28 protein-coding genes and 1 pseudogene are annotated in these 25,403 nt (G+C 58.6%); 9 read left to right on the top strand and 20 right to left on the bottom strand.

What is annotated here, in order from left to right; translation table 11 throughout:
* Positions 1 to 52 precede the first annotated feature (52 nt).
* Positions 53 to 1,429 carry an MFS transporter gene (locus tag CRO62_RS17305; protein ID WP_097100997.1) on the top strand — a complete coding sequence of 459 codons (1,377 nt, stop codon included), beginning with the start codon at positions 53 to 55 and terminating at the stop codon, positions 1,427 to 1,429.
* A 51-nt stretch (positions 1,430 to 1,480) separates the two neighbouring features.
* Here the strand turns inward: CRO62_RS17305 and phaR are convergent, their stop codons facing one another.
* The gene (gene phaR / locus CRO62_RS17310; protein WP_003516476.1) at positions 1,481 to 2,056 is read right to left on the bottom strand and encodes a polyhydroxyalkanoate synthesis repressor PhaR; all 576 of its coding nucleotides are present in this window, start codon (positions 2,054 to 2,056) and stop codon (positions 1,481 to 1,483) included.
* A 241-nt stretch (positions 2,057 to 2,297) separates the two neighbouring features.
* On the opposite strand from phaR, the gene CRO62_RS17315 reads away from it, so the two are divergent.
* The 4 genes from CRO62_RS17315 to bfr all read left to right on the top strand — a co-directional run bounded on the left by CRO62_RS17315 (position 2,298) and on the right by bfr (position 5,355).
* Positions 2,298 to 3,476 carry an acetyl-CoA C-acetyltransferase gene (locus CRO62_RS17315; RefSeq protein ID WP_097100998.1) on the top strand — a complete coding sequence of 393 codons (1,179 nt, stop codon included), beginning with the start codon at positions 2,298 to 2,300 and terminating at the stop codon, positions 3,474 to 3,476.
* 127 nt (positions 3,477 to 3,603) lie between these two features.
* The gene (gene phbB / locus CRO62_RS17320; protein WP_013636970.1) at positions 3,604 to 4,329 is read left to right on the top strand and encodes an acetoacetyl-CoA reductase; all 726 of its coding nucleotides are present in this window, start codon (positions 3,604 to 3,606) and stop codon (positions 4,327 to 4,329) included.
* A 263-nt stretch (positions 4,330 to 4,592) separates the two neighbouring features.
* Complete coding sequence (locus tag CRO62_RS17325; RefSeq protein ID WP_013636971.1) at positions 4,593 to 4,904, top strand: bacterioferritin-associated ferredoxin; 312 nt, start codon at positions 4,593 to 4,595, stop codon at positions 4,902 to 4,904.
* Positions 4,870 to 5,355: a bacterioferritin gene (gene bfr, locus CRO62_RS17330; RefSeq protein ID WP_003516472.1), complete on the top strand. Its 486-nt coding sequence runs from the start codon at positions 4,870 to 4,872 to the stop codon at positions 5,353 to 5,355. Before CRO62_RS17325 ends, bfr begins: the two co-directional genes overlap by 35 nt.
* Positions 5,356 to 5,403: 48 nt before the next feature.
* Here bfr and CRO62_RS17335 read toward each other — a convergent pair whose 3' ends face one another.
* The 14 genes and pseudogenes from CRO62_RS17335 to rplU all read right to left on the bottom strand — a co-directional run bounded on the left by CRO62_RS17335 (position 5,404) and on the right by rplU (position 17,583).
* On the bottom strand, positions 5,404 to 5,916 hold the full coding sequence (locus CRO62_RS17335; RefSeq protein ID WP_013636972.1) for an RNA pyrophosphohydrolase: 513 nt from the start codon (positions 5,914 to 5,916) through the stop codon (positions 5,404 to 5,406).
* Between the two features lie 58 nt (positions 5,917 to 5,974).
* Complete coding sequence (locus tag CRO62_RS17340; protein ID WP_097100999.1) at positions 5,975 to 7,174, bottom strand: divergent polysaccharide deacetylase family protein; 1,200 nt, start codon at positions 7,172 to 7,174, stop codon at positions 5,975 to 5,977.
* Between the two features lie 63 nt (positions 7,175 to 7,237).
* Positions 7,238 to 8,563, bottom strand: coding sequence for a S41 family peptidase (locus CRO62_RS17345; protein WP_003516467.1), 1,326 nt, complete (start codon positions 8,561 to 8,563; stop codon positions 7,238 to 7,240).
* Positions 8,553 to 9,959 carry a murein hydrolase activator EnvC family protein gene (locus tag CRO62_RS17350; protein WP_097103090.1) on the bottom strand — a complete coding sequence of 469 codons (1,407 nt, stop codon included), beginning with the start codon at positions 9,957 to 9,959 and terminating at the stop codon, positions 8,553 to 8,555. The genes CRO62_RS17345 and CRO62_RS17350 overlap by 11 nt, the downstream gene beginning before the upstream one ends.
* Before the next feature lie 160 nt (positions 9,960 to 10,119).
* Positions 10,120 to 10,602: a 23S rRNA (pseudouridine(1915)-N(3))-methyltransferase RlmH gene (rlmH, locus tag CRO62_RS17355; RefSeq protein ID WP_097101000.1), complete on the bottom strand. Its 483-nt coding sequence runs from the start codon at positions 10,600 to 10,602 to the stop codon at positions 10,120 to 10,122.
* A 158-nt stretch (positions 10,603 to 10,760) separates the two neighbouring features.
* A pseudogene (gene rsfS / locus CRO62_RS17360) lies at positions 10,761 to 11,205 on the bottom strand (ribosome silencing factor).
* A gap of 94 nt (positions 11,206 to 11,299) precedes the next feature.
* On the bottom strand, positions 11,300 to 11,884 hold the full coding sequence (locus tag CRO62_RS17365) for a nicotinate-nucleotide adenylyltransferase (RefSeq protein WP_075807713.1): 585 nt from the start codon (positions 11,882 to 11,884) through the stop codon (positions 11,300 to 11,302).
* 42 nt (positions 11,885 to 11,926) lie between these two features.
* A complete protein-coding gene (locus CRO62_RS17370; protein ID WP_065662946.1) occupies positions 11,927 to 13,213 on the bottom strand; it encodes a glutamate-5-semialdehyde dehydrogenase in 1,287 nt (428 codons plus the stop codon).
* On the bottom strand, positions 13,206 to 14,375 hold the full coding sequence (gene proB, locus CRO62_RS17375; protein ID WP_003516458.1) for a glutamate 5-kinase: 1,170 nt from the start codon (positions 14,373 to 14,375) through the stop codon (positions 13,206 to 13,208). Before proB ends, CRO62_RS17370 begins: the two co-directional genes overlap by 8 nt.
* The gene (gene obgE, locus CRO62_RS17380; RefSeq protein ID WP_097101001.1) at positions 14,372 to 15,439 is read right to left on the bottom strand and encodes a GTPase ObgE; all 1,068 of its coding nucleotides are present in this window, start codon (positions 15,437 to 15,439) and stop codon (positions 14,372 to 14,374) included. Before obgE ends, proB begins: the two co-directional genes overlap by 4 nt.
* A gap of 168 nt (positions 15,440 to 15,607) precedes the next feature.
* Positions 15,608 to 16,198 carry a GNAT family N-acetyltransferase gene (locus CRO62_RS17385; RefSeq protein WP_097101002.1) on the bottom strand — a complete coding sequence of 197 codons (591 nt, stop codon included), beginning with the start codon at positions 16,196 to 16,198 and terminating at the stop codon, positions 15,608 to 15,610.
* On the bottom strand, positions 16,195 to 16,827 hold the full coding sequence (locus tag CRO62_RS17390; RefSeq protein WP_003516453.1) for a GNAT family N-acetyltransferase: 633 nt from the start codon (positions 16,825 to 16,827) through the stop codon (positions 16,195 to 16,197). Before CRO62_RS17390 ends, CRO62_RS17385 begins: the two co-directional genes overlap by 4 nt.
* A gap of 131 nt (positions 16,828 to 16,958) precedes the next feature.
* A complete protein-coding gene (rpmA, locus tag CRO62_RS17395) occupies positions 16,959 to 17,228 on the bottom strand; it encodes a 50S ribosomal protein L27 (RefSeq protein WP_003492686.1) in 270 nt (89 codons plus the stop codon).
* 40 nt (positions 17,229 to 17,268) lie between these two features.
* A complete protein-coding gene (gene rplU, locus CRO62_RS17400) occupies positions 17,269 to 17,583 on the bottom strand; it encodes a 50S ribosomal protein L21 (protein ID WP_003516451.1) in 315 nt (104 codons plus the stop codon).
* A gap of 328 nt (positions 17,584 to 17,911) precedes the next feature.
* Here rplU and CRO62_RS17405 point away from each other — a divergent pair, with 328 nt between their 5' ends.
* The gene (locus CRO62_RS17405) at positions 17,912 to 18,352 is read left to right on the top strand and encodes a metallopeptidase family protein (RefSeq protein ID WP_003516449.1); all 441 of its coding nucleotides are present in this window, start codon (positions 17,912 to 17,914) and stop codon (positions 18,350 to 18,352) included.
* Between the two features lie 21 nt (positions 18,353 to 18,373).
* On the opposite strand, the gene CRO62_RS17410 is transcribed toward CRO62_RS17405, so the two are convergent.
* Both CRO62_RS17410 and CRO62_RS17415 read right to left on the bottom strand, forming a co-directional pair.
* Positions 18,374 to 18,580: a DUF1737 domain-containing protein gene (locus tag CRO62_RS17410; RefSeq protein WP_003505258.1), complete on the bottom strand. Its 207-nt coding sequence runs from the start codon at positions 18,578 to 18,580 to the stop codon at positions 18,374 to 18,376.
* Positions 18,577 to 19,488 (bottom strand): HpcH/HpaI aldolase/citrate lyase family protein, encoded by a 912-nt coding sequence (locus CRO62_RS17415; RefSeq protein WP_179784557.1) that lies wholly within the window; start codon positions 19,486 to 19,488, stop codon positions 18,577 to 18,579. The genes CRO62_RS17410 and CRO62_RS17415 overlap by 4 nt, the downstream gene beginning before the upstream one ends.
* A 109-nt stretch (positions 19,489 to 19,597) precedes the next feature.
* Between CRO62_RS17415 and CRO62_RS17420 the strand changes: the two genes are divergently transcribed.
* The 3 genes from CRO62_RS17420 to leuB all read left to right on the top strand — a co-directional run bounded on the left by CRO62_RS17420 (position 19,598) and on the right by leuB (position 21,936).
* Positions 19,598 to 19,828, top strand: a complete 231-nt coding sequence (locus CRO62_RS17420; RefSeq protein ID WP_003516445.1) for a hypothetical protein — start codon at positions 19,598 to 19,600, stop codon at positions 19,826 to 19,828.
* 165 nt (positions 19,829 to 19,993) lie between these two features.
* The gene (gene leuD / locus CRO62_RS17425; protein ID WP_025594665.1) at positions 19,994 to 20,599 is read left to right on the top strand and encodes a 3-isopropylmalate dehydratase small subunit; all 606 of its coding nucleotides are present in this window, start codon (positions 19,994 to 19,996) and stop codon (positions 20,597 to 20,599) included.
* Between the two features lie 224 nt (positions 20,600 to 20,823).
* Positions 20,824 to 21,936, top strand: coding sequence for a 3-isopropylmalate dehydrogenase (gene leuB, locus CRO62_RS17430; RefSeq protein ID WP_097101003.1), 1,113 nt, complete (start codon positions 20,824 to 20,826; stop codon positions 21,934 to 21,936).
* On the opposite strand, the gene CRO62_RS17435 is transcribed toward leuB, so the two are convergent.
* The 3 genes from CRO62_RS17435 to cobA all read right to left on the bottom strand — a co-directional run bounded on the left by CRO62_RS17435 (position 21,917) and on the right by cobA (position 25,392).
* Positions 21,917 to 23,167: a cytochrome-c peroxidase gene (locus CRO62_RS17435; protein WP_097101004.1), complete on the bottom strand. Its 1,251-nt coding sequence runs from the start codon at positions 23,165 to 23,167 to the stop codon at positions 21,917 to 21,919. The genes leuB and CRO62_RS17435 overlap by 20 nt on opposite strands.
* 123 nt (positions 23,168 to 23,290) lie before the next feature.
* Positions 23,291 to 24,607, bottom strand: coding sequence for a cobyrinate a,c-diamide synthase (locus CRO62_RS17440; protein ID WP_097101005.1), 1,317 nt, complete (start codon positions 24,605 to 24,607; stop codon positions 23,291 to 23,293).
* Positions 24,604 to 25,392 (bottom strand): uroporphyrinogen-III C-methyltransferase, encoded by a 789-nt coding sequence (gene cobA / locus CRO62_RS17445; RefSeq protein ID WP_097101006.1) that lies wholly within the window; start codon positions 25,390 to 25,392, stop codon positions 24,604 to 24,606. Before cobA ends, CRO62_RS17440 begins: the two co-directional genes overlap by 4 nt.
* Positions 25,393 to 25,403 lie beyond the last annotated feature (11 nt).

The raw sequence follows: 25,403 nt of genomic DNA on the forward strand, positions 1-25,403 counted from the left end.
GGTTGCGCCGGCATCACGCATTTTATCCCCCCGATATCCGATAGGACGATGAATGACTGTCCCCTCCCCAAATGCGGAAACAGTGGTTGCCAAACGCGGCATCTGGGGCTGGGTCATGTTCGACTGGGCGGCACAGCCCTTTTTCACGGTCGTTACGACCTTCGTTTTCGGACCCTACTTTGTCGCCCGCCTCACCGATGATCCTATTTCGGCGCAGGCGACATGGAGCAACATGGCGACGGTCTCTTCGATCATCATCGCCCTCTTCTCCCCCATTCTCGGCTCCATCGCTGACCAGTCCGGCGCGAGAAAGCCGTGGATCGCCTTTTTTGCCACCATCAAGATCGTCAGTCTTTTATTCCTCTGGTTTGCAGCACCGGGTTCGCCGATCATCCTGCCGATCATCTGCATGATATTCGCATCCATCGCGGCGGAGTTTTCGATCGTCTTCAACGATTCCATGATGCCGCGACTGACCAATCCGCAGAATGTCGGACGCATTTCCAATCTCGCCTGGGGACTCGGTTATCTCGGCGGCATGGTGGTGCTGATCGCCGTGGTGACGCTTCTGGCCGCAAATCCACAGACAGGCCTGACTATCGCCGGTATCAAGCCGCTTTTCGGTCTCGATCCAGCAACCGGCGAGGACGCCAGAATAACCGGCCCGATAGCCGCAATCTGGTATTTGCTCTTCATTCTGCCGATGTTTCTGCTGACCCCGGATGCGGACAAGGGCCTACCCTTCGGAGCGGCTATCCGCTCCGGTCTTGCGGAGCTCAAGACAACCCTGCGCGAACTTCGAGACAGACCCTTCCTGTTGCGGTTCCTGATTGCACGTATGCTTTATCAGGACGGCGTGAACGGCGTGCTCATTCTGGGTGGCGTATTTGCGGCGGGAATGTTCGGCTGGGCGACGATGGAAATCGGCCTCTTCGGCATCCTGCTCAACGTTGTCGCCATCGTGGGTTGCTTTGCGGCCGGGCGCGTCGATCAGAAACTTGGCTCGCGGATCACCATCCTCATCAGCCTGGTTATGCTGCTCATCGCGACGGTCGGCATCGTCTCGACAGAAAAGGACTCGACACTGTTTGGCTGGATCCAATTGTCGACAGCGGACAATGGCGGCATCTTCGCAACCGGCGCGGAAAAGGCCTATCTGCTCTGTGGCATATTGATTGGCCTCGCCTTCGGTCCCGTTCAGGCCTCGTCGCGTTCCTATCTGGCGCGCAACATCACCATTGCTGAGGCGGGACGCTATTTCGGCATCTATGCGCTATCGGGCCGCGCCACCAGCTTCATGGCGACGCTGTCCTTTTCAATAGCAACCTACCTCAGTGGCTCCGCACATATCGGAATGGCCACCCTCATCGTGTTTCTGGGGTTGGGGTTTGTTCTGTTGCTGCGCGTCCCGGAACGGACGGCAAACTGAAGAACCGGAGAGAGCATTTGAGGGGTCTCACCCGAAATGCTCCAGCCTCCTTCAGAGCTGATCGAGTTTTTGCTGCAATGCGCGCAGCTGCGACTTCAGCTCATCGATTTCGGATGCATTCGGCTTGCGCGTTTCCTTGGGCGCCTGCGGCATTGCAAAAGGTGTGAACCCCTGCATCGCCTGCCGGAACAGTTCCGTATTGCGGCGGATCTGCTCTTCCATCATTTGCAATGGAGCCTGGAAATTCCGGGCAAGCGAACCGTCTCCGAACGCCTTGGCCATATGCTCCTGCATCTGGCTCTGCTGATCGGAGAAGGTTTTCATCGAATGTTCGAGAAATGTCGGAACGACCATCTGCATCTGGTCACCGTAATAGGAGATCAATTGCCGCAGAAACGCCGTTGGTAACAGCGTATTGCCGGTTTTGGCTTCCTGTTCGACGATGATCTGCGTCAGAACCGCATGGGTGATGTCTTCGGATGATTTGGCGTCCTGAACCTTGAAGTCCTCGCCGCGTTTAACCATCTGCGCCAGATCATCCAGCGTCACATAGGTGCTGGTGCCGGTGTTGTAGAGCCGCCGGTTAGCATATTTTTTAATGATTGTTTCGCCGTCGTGTTTTGCCATGCCCGCCTCCTCGCGATGATGGTATTTTCTTGTTTTTTGGTGTTATTGCTCTTCCCGCGCGAAGTGTATGCGCAAAACAAGCCCCGTGACAAATGTTTTGTGCATCGCAACAGTTTGTTTTTTGCGCAGCAATTTTCCGCAAGATTCCGGCTTGATTTAGCAACATCTTTTAAAGCAACTTTCGGCATTTGACTTGTATTCAAAGCTTTGCCAGTCTCCGCCCGCAAGTGAGGAGAAACAGATGACGCCTTCAATCGTGATTGCCAGCGCTGCGCGCACTGCCGTCGGTTCTTTCAATGGTGGCTTTGCCAATACGCCCGCCCACGAGCTTGGGGCAACCGTCATCAACGCCGTCCTGGAGCGCGCCGGTGTCGCAGCCCATGAAATCGATGAGGTCATCCTTGGTCAGGTGTTGACGGCAGGCGAAGGGCAGAACCCGGCGCGGCAGGCGGCAATGAAAGCCGGCATTCCGCAGGAAGCAACCGCCTTCGGCATCAATCAACTATGCGGTTCCGGCCTGCGCGCCGTCGCACTCGGCATGCAGCAGATCGTTGCCGGCGACGCGGCCATCATCATTGCCGGCGGTCAGGAATCCATGTCCATGGCGCCCCATTGCGCCCATTTGCGCGGCGGAGTGAAGATGGGCGATTTCAAGATGATCGACACCATGCTGAAAGACGGCCTGACGGATGCCTTTTACGGCTACCACATGGGCATAACCGCCGAGAACATCGCCCGGCAATGGCAGCTTTCCCGTGATGAACAGGACCAGTTCGCTGTCGCATCGCAAAACAAGGCCGAAGCCGCGCAAAGCGCCGGCCGTTTTGCAGATGAGATCGTGGCTTTCACGGTCAAGGGCCGCAAGGCAGATATTATCATCGATGCTGACGAACACATCCGTACCGGCGTCTCGCTGGAAACCATGGCAAAGCTGCGCCCCGCCTTCGACAAGGAAGGCACGGTAACGGCCGGCAACGCCTCCGGCCTCAATGACGGCGCGGCTGCCACACTTCTGATGTCGGAGCAGGAAGCGGCAAAGCGCGGTATCAAACCGCTGGCGCGCATCGCCTCCTGGGCGACGGCGGGTGTCGATCCGCAGATCATGGGAACCGGCCCCATCCCCGCCTCTCGCAAGGCACTGGCCAAGGCAGGCTGGTCGATCGGTGATATCGGCCTCGTTGAGGCCAACGAAGCCTTTGCCGCCCAGTCCTGCGCTGTCGTGCGTGAGCTTGGTCTTGATCCTGATATCGTCAACGTCAATGGCGGTGCGATTGCCATCGGCCATCCGATCGGCGCTTCCGGTGCGCGTGTGCTGAACACGCTGATTTTCGAGATGCGCCGCCGCAACGTATCGAAGGGGCTCGCAACGCTCTGCATCGGCGGCGGCATGGGTGTTGCCATGTGCATCGAGGCGCTCTGAAAACCGCCGCGCGGCCTTCCAAAAAGCAATTTCGGTTCAGCGGCCAATAGGGTAGAAGCGGTCTCCCATTGGCCGCATTTCTGTGGCCGTTGAGCACGGCTAAAACAGTTCAGGAAATGGAGGCCATATGAGCCGGGTTGCGTTGATTTCGGGCGGGACAAGCGGCATAGGCGCAGCAATCGCCCGCGCCTTGCAGGCAGCCGGCTACCAGGTGGCCGTCAACTACGCCTTCACGACCGATAGGGCAGAGGCCTTCCAGAAAGAAACCGGCATCCCCGCGTTTCAATGGGACGTGCGAGACTATGATGCCTGCGTAAAAGGCATAGCCCAGGTTGAAGAGGCCTTCGGCCCCGTCGAGGTTCTCGTCAACAATGCCGGCATCACCCGTGATGCGATGTTTCACAAGATGACACCGCAGCAATGGCGCGAGGTGATCGACACCAACCTCACCGGCGTCTTCAACATGACGCATCCCGTCTGGCCGGGTATGCGCGACCGCGGCTTCGGTCGCATCGTCAATATTTCCTCCATCAATGGCCAGAAGGGCCAGGCAGGCCAGGTCAACTATTCCGCCTCAAAGGCTGGCGATATCGGCTTCACCAAGGCGCTCGCCCAGGAAGGCGCAAGCCGCAACATTACCGTCAACGCCATCTGCCCCGGTTACATCGGCACGGAGATGGTGAGGGCTATACCGGAGAAAGTGCTGGCCGAGCGGATCGTGCCGCAAATCCCGGTCGGGCGCCTGGGCGAACCGGAAGAAATCGCGCGATGCGTCCTGTTTCTCGTGTCGGACGAGGCTGGTTTCATAACCGGCTCGACGATGACCGCGAATGGCGGGCAATATTTCGCCTGAGATCCGCATCCCTTTCTAACGGGACGGAAGCGGGTAAACTTTTCGTGATATCCGCCCTGATAATATCGCCACGCACAAAAACTTGATCGAAAAATACCGCAATATAGGAACTGCTAAACTAATGAAAATACGACAGTTTTTGTATAGTTTAGAATGAATCCAGAGTTCACTTCCGGATATCCTCGGAGGTTTTTCTTGACAGTGGGTGTCCTGTTTTGGTTTAAGAACGAAAACAACGTGTTGCGTCATACAGGCAGTCGATCATGCTGGTTTGCAGCTGCAATTACATCACCGACCACGATATCCGGGACGTCATTAACGAGCTCCTCGATGAGGACTGTTGGCAGCTTATCGTTCCGGCAAAAGTGTATCATGCCATGGAAAAACGTGGCCGCTGCTGCGGCTGTTTCCCGACTGTCGTCGACCTGATCATACAGACAACCGAAGAATATCACGCCCGTCGCCACTCGACGGAAGCCGATGTTTTTGATTTTATGTCCCGCTTGAAGCGATTCCATGAAGAGAACAGGAGAGCGGACATTGAAAGGCGACACAAGAGTCATCGAGCGGCTTAACGAAGCCCTTTTTCTAGAACTCGGTGCGGTAAACCAGTATTGGCTTCACTACCGACTTCTGAATGACTGGGGCTACACCAAGCTTGCAAAGAAGGAGCGTGCGGAATCCATCGAAGAGATGCAGCACGCCGACAAGATCATCGATCGTATCATTTTCCTGGAAGGTCATCCCAACCTCCAGACCCTGGCTCCCCTTCGCATCGGTCAGAACGTCAAGGAAGTGCTCGAAGCCGATCTGGCGGGCGAGTATGACGCACGGACGTCCTACAAGAAGTCGCGCGACATCTGTTCCGAGGCCGGAGACTATGTCTCCATGAAGCTGTTCGAAGCCCTGCTGATCGACGAGGAAGGTCACATCGACTTCCTTGAAACCCAGCTCGAACTGCTCGGCAAGATCGGTGCGGAAAAATACGGCCAGCTCAACGCCGATTCCGCCAACGAAGCAGAATAAGCTTTCGCAATCGACCAAAGAAAAGGCGGCCAGTGGCCGCCTTTTTTATTATTTGCCGGCAAGGTGCCGGAATTCCGCAACCACTTTCTCGTAGACCGCGCGCTTGAAGGGCACGATGAGCTCCGGCAGGCTTTCCATCGGCTTCCAGTCCCAGGCGTCGAATTCAGCCGTATGCCCTGTTGGGGGTGGGTCGATCTGGATTTCGCTTTCGTCGCCATCGAAACGGAAGGCAAACCAGCGCTGCGCCTGCCCGCGATACTTGCCTCTCAGGCCGATGCCGATCAGTTCGGGCGGCAGATCATAATGGATCCAGTCGCTCGCTTCCGCCAGCAACGTCACCGTTTTCATCCCCGTCTCTTCGTAAAGTTCGCGAATGGCGGCCGTCAAAGGTCGTTCACCGTCATCGATGCCGCCCTGCGGCATCTGCCACAATTGCGGTGAACCGTCATATTCCGAATTGCCTTCCCTGATGCGCCGGCCGGCCCAGACAAGGCCTTCGGCGTTCAGAACCATAATCCCCGCACAGGGACGGTAAGGCAAATCTTCTGCTTTGATTGTCATTGGAAACCCGCACTGTCTGGGCGCCGAAAAGGCGCTAAGGAATGGCCGCGCAGAAGGTTTACTGCCCCGCCTGCTGCGAAACAAGCGCAGAAACGCCAACGATCTCTATACCGCGACCGCCCGCCTCCCGCGACCATTTCGAGATTGCAGCGATGCTTTCGTCAAAAGCCGAGGCAACGCCGATCGCCTGACCGTTACGTCGCGCGATCCGCTCCAATTCGTCCAGTTTGCGCAGGATAGAGGCTTCGGTGACCTCACCGTCGAGGAGAACATCGGCAAAGCCCTGCGGCGCGGAAATGGCTTTGGCAATCCCGCCGCTCAGCGACTGCGCCGAAGAGGCATCGTCCAGAAAGAGCAGCCCGCGCTTGCCGATATCGCGCATGACCGGCTCCAGCGCCGCCTGCTCGGAAAGGAAACGCCCGCCGAGATAATTCATGATGCCGGTATAATTGGTAATTTTCGCCATGGAGCGATGCAGCCGGTCGATATTGACCTTCGCGGGATCGCCCGCCAGCAGCGTGTCCGGGCCGGGATTGGTGCCGGGATACCCGAAGGGCTCCAGCGGTATCTGGAGAAGGATTTCATGCCCCTCACGGCGCGCTTCCTGCATCCAGCGCTGCAGGCTGTTGCCGCTTGCAGCAAAACCGAGCGTCACCTCCGGCGGCAGTTCCCGGATCGCCTTTTGCGAACCCGTCTGGCTGAGGCCGAGACCACCGACCACGATCGCCACCCGGGTGCCACGTGCGCCGGACCACGGCCGGGCATATTGCTCCATCGGCCGCAAACCATCGGCACCGACGACCGGCAATCTGCCGAATGCGGTTTCTTCCAGCAATGCATCATTGGGCCGCGTGGCAATGCGCGGATCCTGACCGTAGGTCTGGCCGCTCATCAGCACCGGTCCGTCGCTGTCACGGGGGCGCGGAGAATAGACCGATACCACATTGCCATCCGGCATCGTCGCCCGATTTATATTGGCGCCGGAGCGGCCGCTTTCCGGCTTCAGACCAGCCGTGTCGTTGGGATCCGCCACATCGGCTGCTGCCGTTTTCGGAGCGTCTTCGGGGATCCGGGGCTGGATATCCGGCCCGGAGGCCGTCTTCTGCAGATTGCCGGGCGACAGGGCCGTATAGACGGAAAGCCCGCCGATCGTCAGAACTGCAAGCGCGGACAGAACCATAATGACGGAAAAGCACCGGTTGATACCGGCGCTTTTTTTCTGTCGACCCAGAAGCGGTTTTCGCAGGTCAGAAGGCAATGAACGATCCGTCCAAACGGTTAGGCAATCGAGAAAATGCGCCGGCTGGCCGGCGCATTCATCTTACTGCTTGTTGACCACAGCCTTGTCCGGGTTCGGCGGGAACGACGGATCGGTCTTGGCACCGCGCAACAAGTCCAGCGCATAATTCAGCTGGATATCGTCCTTGGCTTCCGGCGGAACGTAAGCGGAAGAACCCGAGCCTTCGTCCGTTTCGCTCTGGCCCTTGATATGGCCGGTCAGGCTGGATTCACCTTCTGTCGTGACGCGGCCCTGCAATTCCGGCGGCAGCGGCTGTTCGACCTTGATATCAGGCGTAATGCCCGTGCCCTGGATCGATTTGCCCGACGGCGTGTAATAAAGCGCCGTGGTCAGACGCAGCGCGCCGGCTTCGCCGAGCGGAATGATCGTCTGGACCGAACCCTTGCCGAAGGAGCGCGTGCCGACCACAGTCGCGCGACGCAGATCCTGCAGCGCACCAGCGACGATTTCAGACGCCGAAGCAGAGCCACCGTTGATGAGCACGATAACCGGCTTGCCATCGGTCAGATCGCCAGCCGTTGCATTGAAGCGGCGGGTCTCGTCCGGGTTACGGCCACGGGTCGAAACGACTTCGCCACGCTGGAGGAAGGCGTCGGAAACATTGATCGCCTGATCGAGCAGACCACCGGGGTTGAGACGCAGATCGAGCACGTAGCCCTTCAGCTTGTCAGCCGGCACATCCGTCTTGATCTTCTTGATCGCCTTTTCGAGATCGTCATAGGTCTTCTCGGTAAATGAGATGACGCGGAGATAACCGACATCGCCCTCGACACGGGACTTAACCGCGCGTACGGCAATGACATCACGCATGACGGTGAATTCGAGCGGTTTGTCGGCGCCCTGGCGGATGATCGTCAGCTTGATCGGCGTCTTCACCGCGCCGCGCATCTTCTCGACCGCCTGCTCCAGCTTCAGACCTCGAACCGGCGTACCGTCGATTTCCGAAATATAGTCGCCGGCAAGAATGCCTGCGCGCGAAGCCGGCGTGTCGTCCATCGGCGAGATGACTTTGACCAGTTCATTTTCCATGGTCACTTCGATGCCGAGACCGCCGAACTCACCCTTGGTCTGGGTGCGCATGTCGTTGGCGTCCTTGGCATTCATGAAGCTCGAATGCGGATCAAGCGAGCTGAGCATGCCGTTGATGGCATTTTCGACCAGCTTCTCGTCATCCGGCGGCGTCACATATTGCGCACGCACACGTTCGAACACGTCGCCAAAGATTGACAGTTCCTTATAGGTCGAAGGCCCGGCCGCCTGTGCCGGCATGCTCGCCGAATAAATCACACTCATCGCCGTGGCGCCCATAAGCCCACCGATAAGGAGAAGCGAAACCTTACGAATCATTGTGCGCCCTTCCGGTATTTTTTGCGGTCCACCAAGGTTGGGAATCAACCGGCACACCATCTTTCCTGAACTCAATGTAGAGCGTTGGCCGGTCGGTTTCCAGCGCCAATGCTGCTGCACTCGCTACTCTTTTTGCACCCATGGAGGCGATTGGCTCTCCGGAGAACACAAACATTCCCTGTCGTGTCCTCACATTGTCCATGCCCGTCATGACCACATGGTATCCGTCACCCGTATTGAGGATGATCATTCGGCCGTAACTGCGAAAATCTCCGGCAAATACAACAAAGCCGTCTGCGGGTGCCGTGACGATGGCCTCAGGTCCGGTCGCGACGACAATTCCCTTGGAAAAGTGACCCGTACCATCCGCATCGCCGAACCGGCGCAACACGTCTCCAGCCACCGGCAGGTCCAGCTTTGCCTTCAAACTCGCGAAGGGATATGCGGGCGCAATACGGTTTTTATCGGGCATTCCCGCCTCGGCTGCGGCACGCTCCTTCTCACGTTCCGCTTCGGAAAGACGGGCCACGCGCTGCTCTTCCGCACGCGCCCTTTCCATAGCTTCCCGCACCGAACTGATCTCGCTTTCAAGCGAACCGACCAGACCCTCGAGGCTGGTCGCCTTGCTTGCAAGCTCCTCGGATCGCTTGCGTTCCGCCTCCAGCGCCGCGGCCGTCTGCGAATTTCTGCGGTCGTTTTCAGCAAGCAGCAGGTCGAGGCGTTTTTCCTCTTCCAGACTTGCCGTCATCATACCCGTAAGATCGTCCTTTTCGCGAGCGATTGCCTGCCTGACGTCGGTCAATTCTTTGAGAGCAGAAACCAGCTTGTCGGTCTCACCACGAATGCCGGGCACGACGGCGCCGAGAAGAATGGCGCTGCGCACCGAAGCCAGCGCATCATCAGGCGAAACGAGAAGGGCGGGGGGAGGGTTTCTGCCCATACGCTGCAGCGCCGCCAGAACCTCCGCCAGCACACCACGCCTCTCGCGCAGGGATGCCTTGACGCCATCTTCGCGGACCGAAAGCTTGGCCAGACGATCCTCACCATCGCTGATCTTGGTTTCCAGTGCCTTGCGGCGCGCAGCCGACGCTATCAGCTCGTCGCGGATACGGGCGCTGTCCTGATTAAGGGAAGCAATGCTTTCCTCGAGATTTCGGGTCTTGTCTTCCGAAAGTCCGATGCTGTCGACCAGCTCTTCCAGATCCTGGCGGTTCTGATCACGGCGCTTTTCCAGCGTCTGAAGCGCCTCCGGCGACGAATCACCCTCACCAGCAGGCGCGGCACCGGCATCATCGCGCGAAAAGGCGCGTTCAACGGGGGAAATCCCCAGGACAAGGACAGCGAAAACCACGCCCGCAAGGGCAGCGTGGCGTTTTCGTTGAGACCTCTTGTCCATTTGAACTTTCTTTGATGCCGAAGCAGGAGCGCCGATATTAGGGATTTTGCCCCAATCTTCCAAGAGGCCTGAAAGAGGCTGGCTGCAAAGCTTTCCACGCCTTTCCGTCTCGCGAAGCTTCATGTTGAAATTGAGACAATTTTCCGCATGAAGATCACGCTCAAACGCGATGATAGGGATGACCGGAGAGAATGGTGACGGCGCGGTAAAGCTGTTCGGCGATCAGAATACGAACGATCTGGTGCGGCCATGTGAGCTTGCCGAGATTAACAACGGCCGCCGCTCTGTCGTAAAGTGCAGGATCGAGGCCGTCGGCGCCACCAATCGCGATCACGAGGTCGCGCTTACCGCTATCACGCAGATCGCCAAAAAACGTGGCAAAGGCCGGGCTATCCAGCGCCTTGCCGCGCTCGTCCAGCAGCACGAGCACAGTACCATCAGCCAGATGTTTTTCCAGCATCGCCGCTTCTTCGCGCTTGCGCGTCTCTGCGTTCGATGCCCGGCTTTCCGCGACCTCGATCACGCGCGAAAACTCCAGCCCGATCGCCGGGCCGGTCTTGGCAAGGCGTTCGATATAACGGGTCGCAAGATCCTTTTCCGGGCCGGATTTCAGCCGTCCCACCGCAAAAATCGAAATCCGCATCGCAAACCTGCATCCACCGTGACCCAACAGGGTCACGCTCTTAACAGCATAGCCTACGGATTCCTATGCGGCCGGCTTGCTTTCCGACCAGACACATCGACCCGAAATCAAAAATGATATTCGGGAGGCCCGATGTGCGACGTCAAAGGTTCACCGCATCAATGCAGCGTGTCTTCCGGCATCTCCGGCGTCGCCCACATTTTTTCAATGTTGTAGAAGACACGGATTTCCGGACGGAACACATGAACGATGATATCGCCGGTATCGATCAGCACCCAATCTCCGGTCTCGAGACCTTCGACGCGGGCGCTTCCAAACCCTTCATCCTTCATATCCTTGAGAAGATGCTCGCAGATCGCCGAGACATGCCTGTTCGATCGCCCGGAGACTACCACCATGTAGTCCGCAAGCGCCGATTTTCCGGCAATGTCTAGAGATACGATATCTTCAGCCTTGGAGTCCTCGAGGCTCGCGAGGACGGTTTCGAGGGCGTGGTCGGCGGCATCGGCGCCACTGTCCTGACCCTTCGGGATAGCAACAAATGCTCTTCCCTTGGCGTGTACTGTTGTCAGAGGTTTTCCCTTTCCAAGAATGACAAAACAGGCACTGGCGACGCGAATCTGTGCGTCACCAGATTAAGGTGGCACCAAAGCATTAACTTTTCAAGATATGGAGCCTTCAACGGCTGTCGCATACATCATTTGTGATTATTGCGGAGCGCCGTCGAACTGAGCGTCGAACGCGGGCCATGGATAAAGACCCAGGCAGGCGCCTTTTTTTTCCACAAAACACCCGCATCATCCTCATCGATCCGCGCCTGGCTATATGCCTGCGCCATGGTGGAGGAGAGGTAGGAAAGGGTGGAGCCCGGCCGGTCGATCACCGCAATCGGAAAGGTCTCGGCGATCCTTCGCCATTGTTGCCAGCGATGGAAGCTTTTCAGATTGTCGGCTCCCATGATCCAGATGAAGCGGACATGCGGATTTTTTGCTTTCACTTTGGCAAGCGTATTGGCCGTATAGCTGATCCCCAGCGATTTTTCAAAAGCCGTCACCTTGATGCGGGGATCGCTGACCAGCCTTTCGCAGGCAGCGATACGATCCTCCAGAGATGCCAGTTCCGAGCGGCTTTTCAGCGGATTGCCTGGCGTGACCATCCACCAGAGCTGGTCTAGACCCAGCCTGCGAAGCGCTATTTCGGCAACAAGGGCATGGCCGGCATGCGGCGGATTGAAAGAGCCGCCGAACAGCCCGACGACCATGCCGCGCTCCGCATGCGGCATGGTGAGATAACGTCTGTCGAGGCGTGTTTCGACCAGCAACTATCAAGTCCGCGTCTGACCGGTGCCATGCACGCGGTATTTGAACGACGTGAGCTGCTCGACACCAACCGGGCCGCGTGCATGCATCTTGCCAGTGGCGATGCCGATTTCCGCACCCATGCCGAATTCACCGCCATCGGCAAATTGCGTGGACGCGTTATGCAGCAGAATGGCCGAATCGAGTTCGTTGAAGAAACGCTCGACCACCGCTGGGTCCTCGGCGATCACCGCCTCCGTGTGGTTGGACGAATAGGTGCTGATGTGGTCGATCGCGCCGGAAATACCGTCCACGACAGCAACCGAAATGATCGCATCGAGATATTCGGTGCGCCAGTCATCTTCCGTTGCGGCTTTCAAGCCCTCGACAACATTGCGCACGGCCTGCGAACCGCGTACTTCACAACCGGCCTCGATCAGACCCTTGACGAGCGGTTCAAGATGCGTGGCAACAACAGCGGCATCCACCAGCAGCGTCTCCGCCGCGCCACAAATACCGGTGCGGCGCATCTTGGCGTTTACGACGATGCGTTTCGCCATGTCGAGATCGGCCGATCCGTCGACATAGATATGGCAAATACCTTCCAGATGCGCAAAGACCGGAACCCGCGCCTCAGACTGCACCCGCGCAACCAGGCTTTTGCCGCCGCGCGGCACAATCACGTCAACCGCGCCATTCAATCCTCCCAGCAAAGCGCCCACGGCTGCGCGATCGGTGACCGGCACCAGTTGAATGGCATGCTCGGGAAGACCGGCGATCTTCAGGCCCTCGACGAGGCAGGCATGGATAGCACGCGATGAATGTTGCGAATCCGAGCCGCCGCGCAGGATGACCGCGTTGCCCGCCTTGAGGCAGAGCGCGCCCGCATCTGCCGTCACATTCGGGCGGCTTTCGTAAATCACGCCGATGACGCCGAGCGGCGTGCGCACGCGCTCGATCTTCAGACCGTTCGGGCGATCCCAGGCGGCAATGACTTCGCCAACCGGATCAGGCAGCGCGGCAACCGAGCGGATGCCTTCGGCAATGCCGGCGATCCGCGCATCGTCAAGCGTAAGCCTGTCGATGAAGGAAGCGGCAAGGCCGCTATTATCCGCTGCAGCCAGATCTTTCCTGTTGGCGGCAAGGATCGTTTCCCTCGACGCCTCGATGGCGGACGCCATGGCGAGAAGCGCACGGTTTTTCTGATCAGTGCCTGCGATGGACAACGGTCGCGAAGCAGCTTTTGCCTGTGCACCGATGGTCATCATCAATGCATCGATATCATGGCTCTGCTTCACGGCCTGTTCAGGCATGGACCTCATCCTTTTCAGTATTTTTAACTTTCACGGCGGCACCCGTCATCACCAGATCGTCGCGATGGATCATCGCCGCACGTCCGACATAACCAAGTATCGCCTCGATCTCGTTGGACTTGTGACCGATGATAAGACGCGCCTCTTCCGCATCGTAGCCTGCAAGGCCGCGCGCGACCTCTCGGCCTTCAACGCCGATAATGGCAATCGCATCGCCGCGTCCGAAATTGCCCTTCACCACCCGAACGCCCGCGGGAAGCAGGCTTTTACCGGCATAGAGCGCTTTTTCCGCACCCGCATCCACATGAATCTCACCTGCCGGCTGCAACTGACCGGCAATCCAGGTCTTTCGCGCCGTCACCGGTGTGCCTGATGGCGCAAACCACGAGGAGCGGGCGCCGTTTTCGATGGCCTTCAACGGATTGAGCGTCTTGCCGGAAGCGATGATCATGCCGCAGCCGGCAGCGGTCGCGATCTTGCCGGCATCGATCTTGGTGCGCATGCCGCCGCGTGAAAGCTCGGAAGCCGCGCCGCCTGCCATGGCCTCGATCTCGGGGGTAATATCTGCAATCGTCTCAAGGAACTTCGCATCCGGATCAAGATGTGGCGGAGCGGTGTAAAGCCCGTCAATATCAGACAGCAATACCAGAAGATCGGCACCTGTCATGGTGGCCACGCGGGCGGCCAGACGGTCATTGTCGCCGTAGCGGATTTCGGTGGTTGCCACCGTGTCGTTTTCATTGATGATCGGAATGGCACCGATCTTCAGCAGCTGGTTGATGGTGGCGCGCGCATTGAGGTAACGGCGGCGCTCCTCGGTGTCGGACAGCGTCAGCAGAATCTGGCCAGCGACGATCTCATGCCGCGACAGGCTTTCCGACCATGCCCGCGCCAGAGCGATCTGGCCGACGGCCGCCGCTGCCTGACTTTCCTCCAGCTTTAATGCGCCGGAGGGCAGACCAAGCACCGTGCGGCCGAGCGCGATGGCGCCAGAAGACACCACCTGAACATCTGCGCCGTTTTTCTTCAGCGCAGCGATGTCCTCGCAAATGGCGTCGAGCCAATCTTTCTTGAGCCCGCTTTTCCGGTCCACCAGAAGTGCCGAACCGATCTTGATGACGATCCGGTGGTGGCTACCCAGCGGTTTGCGGGTGAGGCTCATAGGCGATCGTCCTCTTCCTCGGCCTCGCTATCCACAGGCATTGAGCGGTCGGGAAGGGCGGTCTCGCCGCCATTGCTCGCCGAGACGATGATATCGCGAAGGGCGCGCAGCGCCTCCGTCATACCGATGTGGGCAGCGGCAGACAGAAGGAGCGGAGGACGGCCGCAGGCCTTTTCCAGTTCCTTTGCCTTCTTTTTCAGTTCTTTTTCGTCCAGCACGTCGATCTGCGACAGCGCAACGATTTCCGGCTTGTCGATCAAGCCGCCGCCATAGGCATCCAGCTCGGCCTTGACCGTCTTATAGGCCTGCCCGACCTTTTCTTCCTGCGCGGAGACGAGATGCAGAAGCACACGGGTGCGCTCGACGTGGCCGAGGAAACGGTCGCCGATGCCCACACCCTCATGCGCGCCTTCAATCAGGCCGGGAATATCGGCCAGCACGAATTCACGGCCGTCGATGGTCGCGACGCCGAGATTCGGATGCAGCGTTGTGAAGGGATAATTGGCAATCTTTGGCCGCGCGCGGGTCACCGTCGCAAGGAATGTCGATTTGCCGGCATTCGGCAGACCAACGAGACCGGCGTCAGCGATCAGCTTCAGGCGAAGCCAGAGCGTCTTTTCTTCGCCCGCAAGGCCCGGATTGGCATGGGTCGGCGCCTGATTGGTCGAAGACTTGAAATAGGCATTGCCGAAACCGCCGTTACCGCCAGCGGCAAGACGAAAACGCTGGCCTTCCTTTGTCAGGTCGACGATCAGCGTCTCATTGTCTTCCTCGAAAATCTGCGTGCCGACAGGCACTTTCAGAACCACATCGGAACCCTTGGCGCCGGTGCGGGTCTTGCCCATGCCGTGCTGTCCGATCGAGGCCTTGAAATGCTGCTGGAAGCGGAAGTCGATCAGCGTGTTGAGACCGTTGACCACCTCGATCCAGACGTCGCCGCCGCGTCCGCCATCGCCGCCATCAGGGCCGCCGAACTCGATGAATTTTTCGCGCCGGAAGGAAACAGCGCCCGCGCCGCCGTCACCGGACTTGATATAGATTTTTGCTTCATCGAGAAATTTCATCGGACTGCCGTTCTGTCGGTTTGCGGGCACATCAGCTCAAGGCGTTGTGCCAAACAAAAATATCGTCGTTTCGAATACAAGCGCTTCTCCACAAGGTCAAAGACTATCGTGCGGGAAGCGCCTGCGTGAGACAAGGCCGGTTTGCGGCAACCGGCCTTGTTTTGATTGTCAGCGGTGCTGCGGAATGAAATCCTCAGCCGTGATCGCCGTATCGATATGCGCCACCATTGCAGCACGCGCCGTGGCGTAAATCTGGTGGCAGCCGGTCACCCGGAAGCCCAGTTTTTCCTGCACGCGCAGCGAAGCCGGATTATCCGCAAACACACCGGAATGGAGAACCACACCGGGCATGCGGCGGAAGAACCGCTCGACCACGGCGGCCACCGCCTCGGTCATGTAACCCTTGCCCCAGTAGAACCGGTTCAGCCAGTAGCCGAGATGCCACTCGCCGTGCCGCAATTCGACCGAGACGACGCCGATGAGGGTATCGTCACCGCTTGTGATGGCGAAATCCCAATCGGGCAGGGTGCCTGAAGTGCGCAGGACCAGCCATTCCAGCGCATCCTGTCGATGATAGGGCGCGGGAACGCGGGCCAGCATCCTGGTCACGGCAAAATCGCCAAGCGATTCCGCAATGCTGCCGGCATCGGAAAGCCGCTGCGGACGCAGCACCAGACGCGACGTCTCGATGACCGGGCAGGGGCCGGGCGGCGCGACCGTCGCAGTTGCCCGGTGACGGGTAAGCTCGATCGTGCTCATCCCATGTCCCCCCAGCTCTTCAGCGAAACCCAGGTCTTGCGGTCCAGCCTGTACCATTCTACCGGTACCATGCCGCCCAGTGCCAGCGAACCGACCATGCCGGAGCCCTGGAACTGGAAACCGCACTTCTGGATGACCCGGCGCGAGGGGATGTTGGTGACCCGGCAGCGGGCATCGATCTGGTCGATTTCACGCGTGCGGAAGGCCATGTCGATCAGCGCATGCGTGGCTTCGGTCATGTAGCCCCGGTTCCAGTAGGGTTCCCCCAGCCAGTAACCGATTTCCAGCGTCTTTTCGTCTTCCTGCGGTTCAAGCGCGCAGCAACCCAGAAACTCGCCATTGTCCATGCGGGTAATCGCATAGACGCACTTGCCGATCTCGCCAGCATTGGTGCGTCGCACGAAGTCCGCGGCGTCTTTGGCCGTGTACGGGTGCGGCATACGCGACACCATGGTCGCGATATTGGCATTGTTGGCAAGATGGGCAAGGGCGTCGATGTCTTCTTCGTGAGGCTTGCGTAAAACCAGCCTCTGCGACAGTAAAACGGGGCAATCGCTCCTCGACCGATCGGGCCTCGGCCGCTCTTCGGGTGACCGTGATTGGTCAACCCTCAACAATTCAGCTTGCATGGTTCAGTCCCTCCTGGGGGTTAAAGAAAAAGGGGAGTTGGGTGGTACCCCATCTCCCCTGTTTTCTTGACTGAACCTGATACGTCTCAGCCGGGTCGATGGGACACCGGCTGCATATGACGCTTACCGGCTTATTCTGCGGCTTCCGCTTTCGGGGCCACGGATACGAATACGCGGCCGTTGGCCTTCGTACGGAAGTTCACGTTACCTGCGGTCAGTGCGAAAATCGTGTGGTCCTTGCCGATGCCAACATTGGCGCCGGGATGCCACTGGGTTCCGCGCTGACGCAGAATAATGTTGCCCGGAATGACAGCTTCGCCGCCGAACTTCTTTACGCCAAGGCGCTTGGATTCGGAATCGCGACCGTTACGCGAGGAACCGCCAGCTTTTTTGTGTGCCATTGGAGTTCTCCTTTAAACCTTGTTTCCCGTGTCGCGCCGATTAGGCAGCAACGATGTCCGTGATGCGGACGACAGTGTGATGCTGACGATGGCCGCGCGAACGCTTGGAGTTCTGACGACGACGCTTCTTGAAGGCGATGACCTTCTTGCCGCGATTGTGCTCGACAACTTCAGCCTTGACGATGGCACCCTTGACAAAGGGAGCACCGAACTGAGCGTCGGCGCCTTCGCCGATCACGAGAACTTCGGTGAATTCTACGGTTGCGCCTGCCTCTGCTTCCAGCTTTTCGATGGTCAGCACGGCATCGGCCGCTACGCGGTACTGTTTACCGCCGGTCTTGATGACTGCGAACATTTGTTATCCTTTCATGTTCGTTCCGGCTCTGCCCGCCAAAGCAAGCTGGCCGTCTTTTTATCAGTCGGAGTAGCGGAAATCCGTCAGGACTGAATGCCCTTTTGAAAGTCTGCCGGTGAAGCCGCCTTTGAAGGGCGGAATAAACAGAAGGCGCAATACGCCATCAATTTGGGTGCGAATTACGCGAGACATCAGTTTATGTCAAGATGACGAATGTTTGAAAAGTAACTCTAACGCCAAGAATTTCATGCTTTTTTGGCGAGCGAAGCAGTCAGGTCTCGAAATTTGCGCAGCAAGTGTTTATATGGGCCTTCAACAAGGAGCAGAAATGGCCCGCATAGACCAGACCGACGATTGGCGGGACCGCCATGCGCCGACACTTTCCGCCTTCGAGTCGCTTGCGATCGAGGCATATGGCCACCTGCCAGAAGAATTCCGTGCATTGACCAAGGATCTCGTCATCGAGATATCTGATTTCCCGACAGACGAAGTGTTCGAGGACATGGCGCTCGAAACACCATTCGACCTGCTGGGATTGTTCGAGGGACGCGGCATCTCCGAACGTTTCACCATGGAAACCGGCGAGATGGTGAACCGCATCACGCTTTATCGCCGCCCCATTCTCGACTACTGGGCCGAGAACGAGGAAACGCTGGGCGACATCATCACCCATGTCCTCATCCACGAGATCGGCCATCACTTCGGCCTGTCGGATGACGACATGGAGCGGATAGAGGAAAGCGCCGACGAGGCCGCGGCGGAGCGCTGAGCCCGCCGGCGGCCACGCCTCTTATTGCTCGCCGAGCTTCATATCCGGGTGGTATTCCTTGCCCTCGACCACCTTGGTCACGGCCTGGCCGCAATGCATGACGCCGCTTGCGGCATTGAAGGCATAGCTGGGCGAACCGGCAAGTTCCCACCCCTTGTTCAGAGCTTCGGTGACCCGGTGACAGAACTTCGCGTCATCGGGACCTGTAATGAAACGATAGACCTTCACGTCTTTTGCGCCTTTCGTTGTGCGATGATATCGACCATGGCGACCAGCCTTTCGGCTTGGCTCACATGCAGCCGTTCGATCATCCGCCCGTTCATGTTGATGACGTTCAATTCCACAGATTCGGGTTTTGCGAAAGCGTCAATAATCGCCCTGGCTTCAGCGACAGCGGCCTCATCGGGGCCGAAGTGACGATTGGCGGGCTCGATCTGGGCCGGGTGGATCAGCATCTTGCCATCGAAGCCCATGGCGTGGCCCTGCTCGCATTCGGTGCCAAAAGCCGCGATATCGCGAAAATCATTCGACACGCTATCGATGACATCAAGCCCATAGGCGCGGGCGGCAAGCACCACCTGCATCATCCATGGCACGAGGTAGGTTCGCCCGGGCAGGGAAGGAACCCGTGTTTCCTTGCGCAGATCGTTCAGCCCGAGGACGAAAGCGGCAAGCCGTCCATCCGGCGTATGGGCAGCGTCAGCAATGGACGCTGCGTTCAACACACCGAGCGGCGTCTCTATCATCGCCCAGATTTTCAAGCCCTGGGGCGCATCGGCCTCCGCCAGAAGGTCGGCCACATCGTGAATATCGGCGGGCTGCTCTACCTTCGGTAATAATACCGCATCCGGCCGGCAGGAAAGCACGAGCTTTAAATCTTCCATACCATCCGGCGTTGACAGCGGATTGATACGGATAATGATCTCGCGTCCCGCAAAGGGCGCATCCGAAAACAGCCTGCCCAGATTCTCTCGCGCCTCGCCCTTCATGTGGGGCGCAACGGAATCCTCCAGATCGAGAATAACCCCATCGCAATCGAGATCGCGGATTTTTTCGAGCGCCCTGACGTTGATGGCCGGAACCGACAGCAGCGAACGGCGCGGTCTCACAGGAATATTTTCGAAAAAATTAGTCATGCCGCACTTGTGTCAAGCTTTTGTGACATCTGCAACACGACAATCCACTGAATCCTCTTGCAAGCCGGAAGAAGAAGGCCCACATTCGTCTGGAAAGAAAGGTTGAATCATGCAAGGCATCCGTTCATTTTTCATTGCCGCATCCGGCATCGCACTTCTGGCTTTGGTGGCTCTTTTTACCGCCTCGCTTACGGTCGCTTTTATCGGCGTGCTCGCCGTTCTCAGCGCTGCCCGTCTGCTTTCGGCGCGTATGAAGCCGGCACCCATTCCGGTCAAGCCCCGCAACCAGCGCGATATGCGCGTCTGGAACGACGGCAAAGGCACGATCATCGATCTCTGAGATCGTTAATCCTGTCAAAATGCGAGAACGCTGCACGCGGCGTACCGAAGAATGCGGGTTTGCGCTTCTAAAGCGATCCGTTTTGCAGTATTTCCCGACAGAAAATATCCGGCGGGTCCCAGTCCACGCCGGATTTTGTGACAAGGGAAACACGGGAAGCGACAGATGGAAAAATTTACCAAGCTGACGGGCGTTGCTGCGCCCATGCCGGTCGTCAATATCGACACCGATATGATCATTCCCAAAGACTATCTGAAGACCATCAAGCGCACGGGTCTTGGCACCGGCCTTTTTGCCGAGTCACGTTATCTCGAAGATGGCTCGCCCAATCCCGATTTCGTGCTGAACAAGCCCGCTTACCAGAACGCCCAGATCCTCGTCGCGGGTGACAATTTTGGCTGCGGCTCTTCGCGCGAACATGCACCATGGGCGCTTCTCGATTTCGGCATCCGCTGCGTGATTTCCACCAGCTTCGCCGATATTTTCTACAACAACTGTTTCAAGAACGGCATCTTGCCTGTCGTCGTCAGCCCCGAGAATCTCGAAAAGCTGTTGGACGACGCCTCGCGCGGATCGAACGCCGTTCTGTCCATCGATCTGGAACGTCAGGAAATCAGCGGCCCTGATGGCGGCACGATCACCTTCGAGATCGATGAATTCAAGCGCCATTGCATGCTGAACGGCCTCGACGACATCGGTCTGACACTGGAGCATTCCGGCGCCATCGACACGTTCGAAAAGGCAAATGCCTCGGTCCGCCCCTGGGCCTGATCGCATTTCCATCCCTTTTAAAAGCCGATCCCGTACAAAACCGTACCGGATCGGCTTTTGCTTTGCTTGAAAAGCCGATGAGGCGGGGATAAGAAGCCCCCGATCCCGTTCGGCTGGCGATGTGACTTGTGAGGCGGCAGGACGGAAACGAGTTTGACGCCGCGCTCGCCGCAATCGAAAACCCTTCATGATGGTTTCCGGCGCGCCGCCCAAGGAGGGTTCTCATGACAGTCCGCACGCTTTTCCTTCTGCCCGGTGACGGTATCGGCCCCGAGGCCATGGCCGAAGTCCGCAAGCTGATCGACTATATGAACAGCGCGAAAAATGCCGGCTTCACCACACAGGAAGGTCTGGTCGGCGGCTCCGCTTATGATGCCCATGGCGTCGCGATTTCCGACGCAGATATGGAAAAGGCCCTTGCCGCCGATGCGATCCTGTTTGGCGCCGTGGGCGGCCCGAAGTGGGATGGCGTTCCCTACGAACACCGCCCCGAAGCCGGCCTGCTTCGCCTGCGCAAGGATCTCGAACTTTTCGCCAACCTGCGCCCCGCCATCTGCTACCCGGCACTTGCCGAAGCCTCCTCACTGAAGCCGGAGCTGGTCGAGGGTCTTGATATCCTCATCGTCCGTGAACTGACGGGCGGTGTTTATTTCGGCGAGCCCAAGCAGATCATCGACCTCGGCAACGGCCAGAAGCGCGGTATCGACACGCAGATCTACGACACCTTCGAGATCGAGCGCATCGCCAGCGTCGCTTTCGAACTGGCACGCACGCGCGACAATCGCGTCTGCTCCATGGAAAAGCGCAACGTCATGAAATCTGGCGTTTTGTGGAACCAGGTCGTCACCGAGACCCACGCTGCGAAATACAAGGACGTTCAGCTGGAGCATATGCTGGCCGATGCCGGCGGCATGCAGCTGGTGCGCAAGCCCAAGCAGTTCGACGTGATCGTGACCGATAACCTCTTCGGCGACATGCTTTCCGACGTCGCCGCCATGCTGACGGGCTCGCTCGGCATGCTGCCGTCGGCATCGCTTGGTGCACCGGATGCCAAGACCGGCAAGCGCAAGGCCATGTACGAGCCGGTGCACGGTTCGGCACCTGACATTGCCGGCAAGGGCATCGCCAACCCCATTGCCATGATCGCGTCCTTCGCCATGTGCCTGCGCTATTCGTTCAACATGGTAGATGAGGCAACGAAGCTCGAAACTGCAATTGCGAACGTGCTCGACAAGGGCATCCGCACCGCCGACATCATGTCCGACGGTTCCCGTCAGGTCAGCACCTGCGAAATGGGTGACGCGGTTCTCGCAGAATTCAAGGCGCTTTCGGCGTAACGCTGACGGCAACCGGTTGGGCAGGCGGCACGGTCGCTTGCCCATCGTCCTTTGGCAAAAGATGTTCATATCTTTTGTCAGTCAGCGTCTTCAAAAAGGCAACGATGGCGTCCACACGCTTGTCGTCCAGCGCCGGTGCGGAAGTCAGCTCTGTCATGGCGATATTATCAGGCACTTCCGGCGCATCCCAGGTTTTACCCGTTTCAGGGTTGATCTGCCGGCTGGGTTTCTTGCTTTTGTATTTCACGTAAAACAGCACCACCGTGCGCAGATCCTTAAACACGCCATTGTGCATGTAGGGACCAGTGACAGCGACGTTGCGAAGGGTAGGCACCTTGAACTTGCCGCGCTGGGCCGGATCGCCGGCCACGGCGGGATTTTGCGCCAATCCGAGATCGACCGCATCCGGCTTGAAGCCGTTGGCTGCCCTGACCGACGTGTTAGCCGGAACACCGATGTTGAAATATTTGTGGTTGGTGAAGAGGCCGTCTTCCAAACCCTTGGCGCCGCGGATTTCATGGCAGGTATTGCAATTGGTGAACTGCGTCGAGGAGATCAGAACCCGGCCCAGCTCCTCCTGATCGGTTAGCTTTTCCTCGCCGCGCAGGAAACGGTCATATCTGGAATCGAAGGTGGAGAATTCATCGGAGCGCTCGAAGCTCGCCAGCGCCTTGGTCATCGCAGCAAAGGCGCCTTCGTCACTCTGGAAAACATCGCTGCCGAACTGTGTGCCGAACGCCGCAACATAATCAGGGTTTTCCTTGAGCCGTTTGACGACAGAGGCTTTATCCGGCATGCCCATTTCGATCGGGTTGAGCGGTGGTCCACCCGCCTGGTCTTCCAGCAGGGAGGCACGACCATCCCAGAATTGCCCGCCGACATACTCTCCCGCAGCGTTCTTGCCGAAAGGCGGCGTGAACCGGGCATAGGCTGCAGTCGGCGCATTGCGGTCGCCCAGCGACATCCCGTCATCGCCGAGAGAGACGTCCCGCCCGACCTTGTCGCTTTCGCGCGCATCGGAAAAACCTGCCGCCTGCATATGGCAAGTGGAACACGCCATCGTCCGGTTCATGGAGAGATTGGCATCATCGAACAGCGCCGCGCCGAGTTTTTCAAGCGTTGCATAATCTTCGCCGCCGTGAGCCTGCATTTGACCAGCACCGATCTCGAGCGGAACCGGTATCATGGCCACGGCGAGGGCGGCAGAAATGAACAGGCGCAGTATTTTCATTGAAATAGCGTTTCGGAAACTCGGGACGACAGTGGCTATATAGCACTTACCTATCGCACCAGACTACAAACTTTCGCAGCCCGCTCCACTTTGACGCAACCCCGCATCCGGTCGCCAAATTGCTTACCCGGCTTTTGCTATCGCGTGGAAGAAAGTGCCTGAAACAAGATCCCGCCTGCCACCGGAGGGGCCGAGCGGACGACCCTGCCCGTCAGCGATCTGAGCGAAAGGCTGATCATGACCCGGATCGATAACACGCGCATAGTGAAACTCATGGCCGCGCAGAACCTCGCCCGTTTTGCCGAGCGGCCCATCTGCCACGATTGCCGCCTGCCGGTAGCCGAGATTCATCTTGCGCGTGGCGAAACTGGTGGCATGTGACAGAAGCCCGGTCATGGCATGGGTGACGCCATCGGCATCTTCCAGCGCGGCGCCCAAAACCATATAGCCGCCGCACTCGCCATGCACCGGCTTCGTCTTGGCAAAACGGACAATGCCCGCTTTGAACCCGGCCGCATCGGCAAGCCTTCCAGCGTAAAGTTCGGGATAACCACCTGGCAGCCAGCAAATGTTGCAGGTCTCATCGGGTGCCTCGTCGGCCAGCGGTGAGAAGGGCACGATCTCTGCCCCCGCTGCATGCCAGTGGTTCTTGAGATGCGGATAAAGAAAGGTGAAAGCCGCGTCGTCTGCAAGCGCGATGCGCTGGCCGGGCGGCGCAATCGCTGCCTCCACCGAGCCGGAGGGCACATCCACAGGCGCAGCGAGCGAAAGCAAGGCATCGAGATCAATGGACCTTTCCATCGCATCCGCCAGCCGTTCTATATGCGCGTCGATTTCCGGATGTTCGCTGGCCTGCACCAGCCCCAGATGCCGTTCCGGCAGGATGAGTGACGGATCACGCAGGACGCATCCTGCGACAGGCAGACCGATTTTTTCGATGGCCTCCGTGCACAGCGTCCGGTGTCTTTCGCTGCCGGCGCGGTTCAGCACCACCGCCGCCATGGTGACAACAGGATCATAGTGGGCAAAACCATAGGCGACAGCAGCAGCTGTCTGTGATTGACCCGACACATCCAGCACCAGCAGCACGGGAATGCCGAACAGCCGGGCCAGATCCGCCGCAGAACCGGTGCGGTTTTCCGCCACGGGGATACCGTCGAACAGGCCCATGGCGCTTTCGATCAAAACGAGGTCGGCACCGTCAGCCTGCTGCAACAACAGGTGTCGAAGCAATTCCGGCTGCATGGCCCAGCTGTCGAGATTAAGGCCGGATGTGCCGGTGGCGAAGGCATGGAAACCGGGGTCGATATAATCCGGCCCCGTCTTGATGCCGCGCACCTTGATGCCGCGCCGGGCAAAGGCCCTCAGCAAGCCGATTGTTACGCTGGTCTTGCCGGAACCAGAGCGCGGTGCGCCGATGATAATCGCCCGTGTGGTCATAAGGTCGGCACTCCAAGTCGGTCGCGCATCGAAACGATCTCGCCAATAACGATCAGCGCCGGCGCCTCGAATTTTTCCCGTTTTGCATCGTCAGCTATGCTTTCCAGTGTGCCGATGAAAATACGTTCCTGCGCGGTCGTTGCCGACATGATGACGGCGACCGGCGTTTTGCCCGAACGACCGCCCTGCATCAGAAGACCGGCGATCGAACCTATGTTCTTAAGCCCCATATAAACGACGATGGGTTCCTGTGTCTTCGCCAGTGCCAGCCAATCCAGATCCTCTTCGGTCCCGGCGGCATGGCCGGTGGCAAGCGTGACAGCGCGGCTGATACCGCGCATGGTGGCGGGAATGCGCGCTGAAGCAAGGGCTGCAAGCGACGAGGTCATGCCCGGCAAGATACGAAATGGGATGCCGGCGCGGACAAGCGCCTCTGCCTCTTCGCCGCCACGCCCGAAAATAAACGGATCGCCACCCTTAAGCCGCAACACCTTCTTACCCTGTCGGGCGAGATCAATCAGCGAGGCGGTGATGTCGTCCTGCGTTGCCGACGGCTTGCCGCCACGCTTGCCGGCAAAGACGATTTCAGCCTGAGGCCCGAGGGAAACGACGTCGTCGCTCACCAGCGCGTCGCGCACGATCACATCGGCCTGAGAAAGGGCAAGCGCCACTTCCAGCGTCAGATAACGCACATCGCCCGGACCCGCGCCTGCGAGCCAGACATGCCCGGCCTCAAAGACCGGACTTTTTGCGGCGATGCTGTTCAAAACCTGCGCTATCGACATTCTTCTCGGCT

Origin of the sequence: Rhizobium sp. AN6A (assembly GCF_900215635.1) — a bacterium.
Taxonomy (GTDB): Bacteria; Pseudomonadota; Alphaproteobacteria; order Rhizobiales; family Rhizobiaceae; genus Agrobacterium; species Agrobacterium tumefaciens.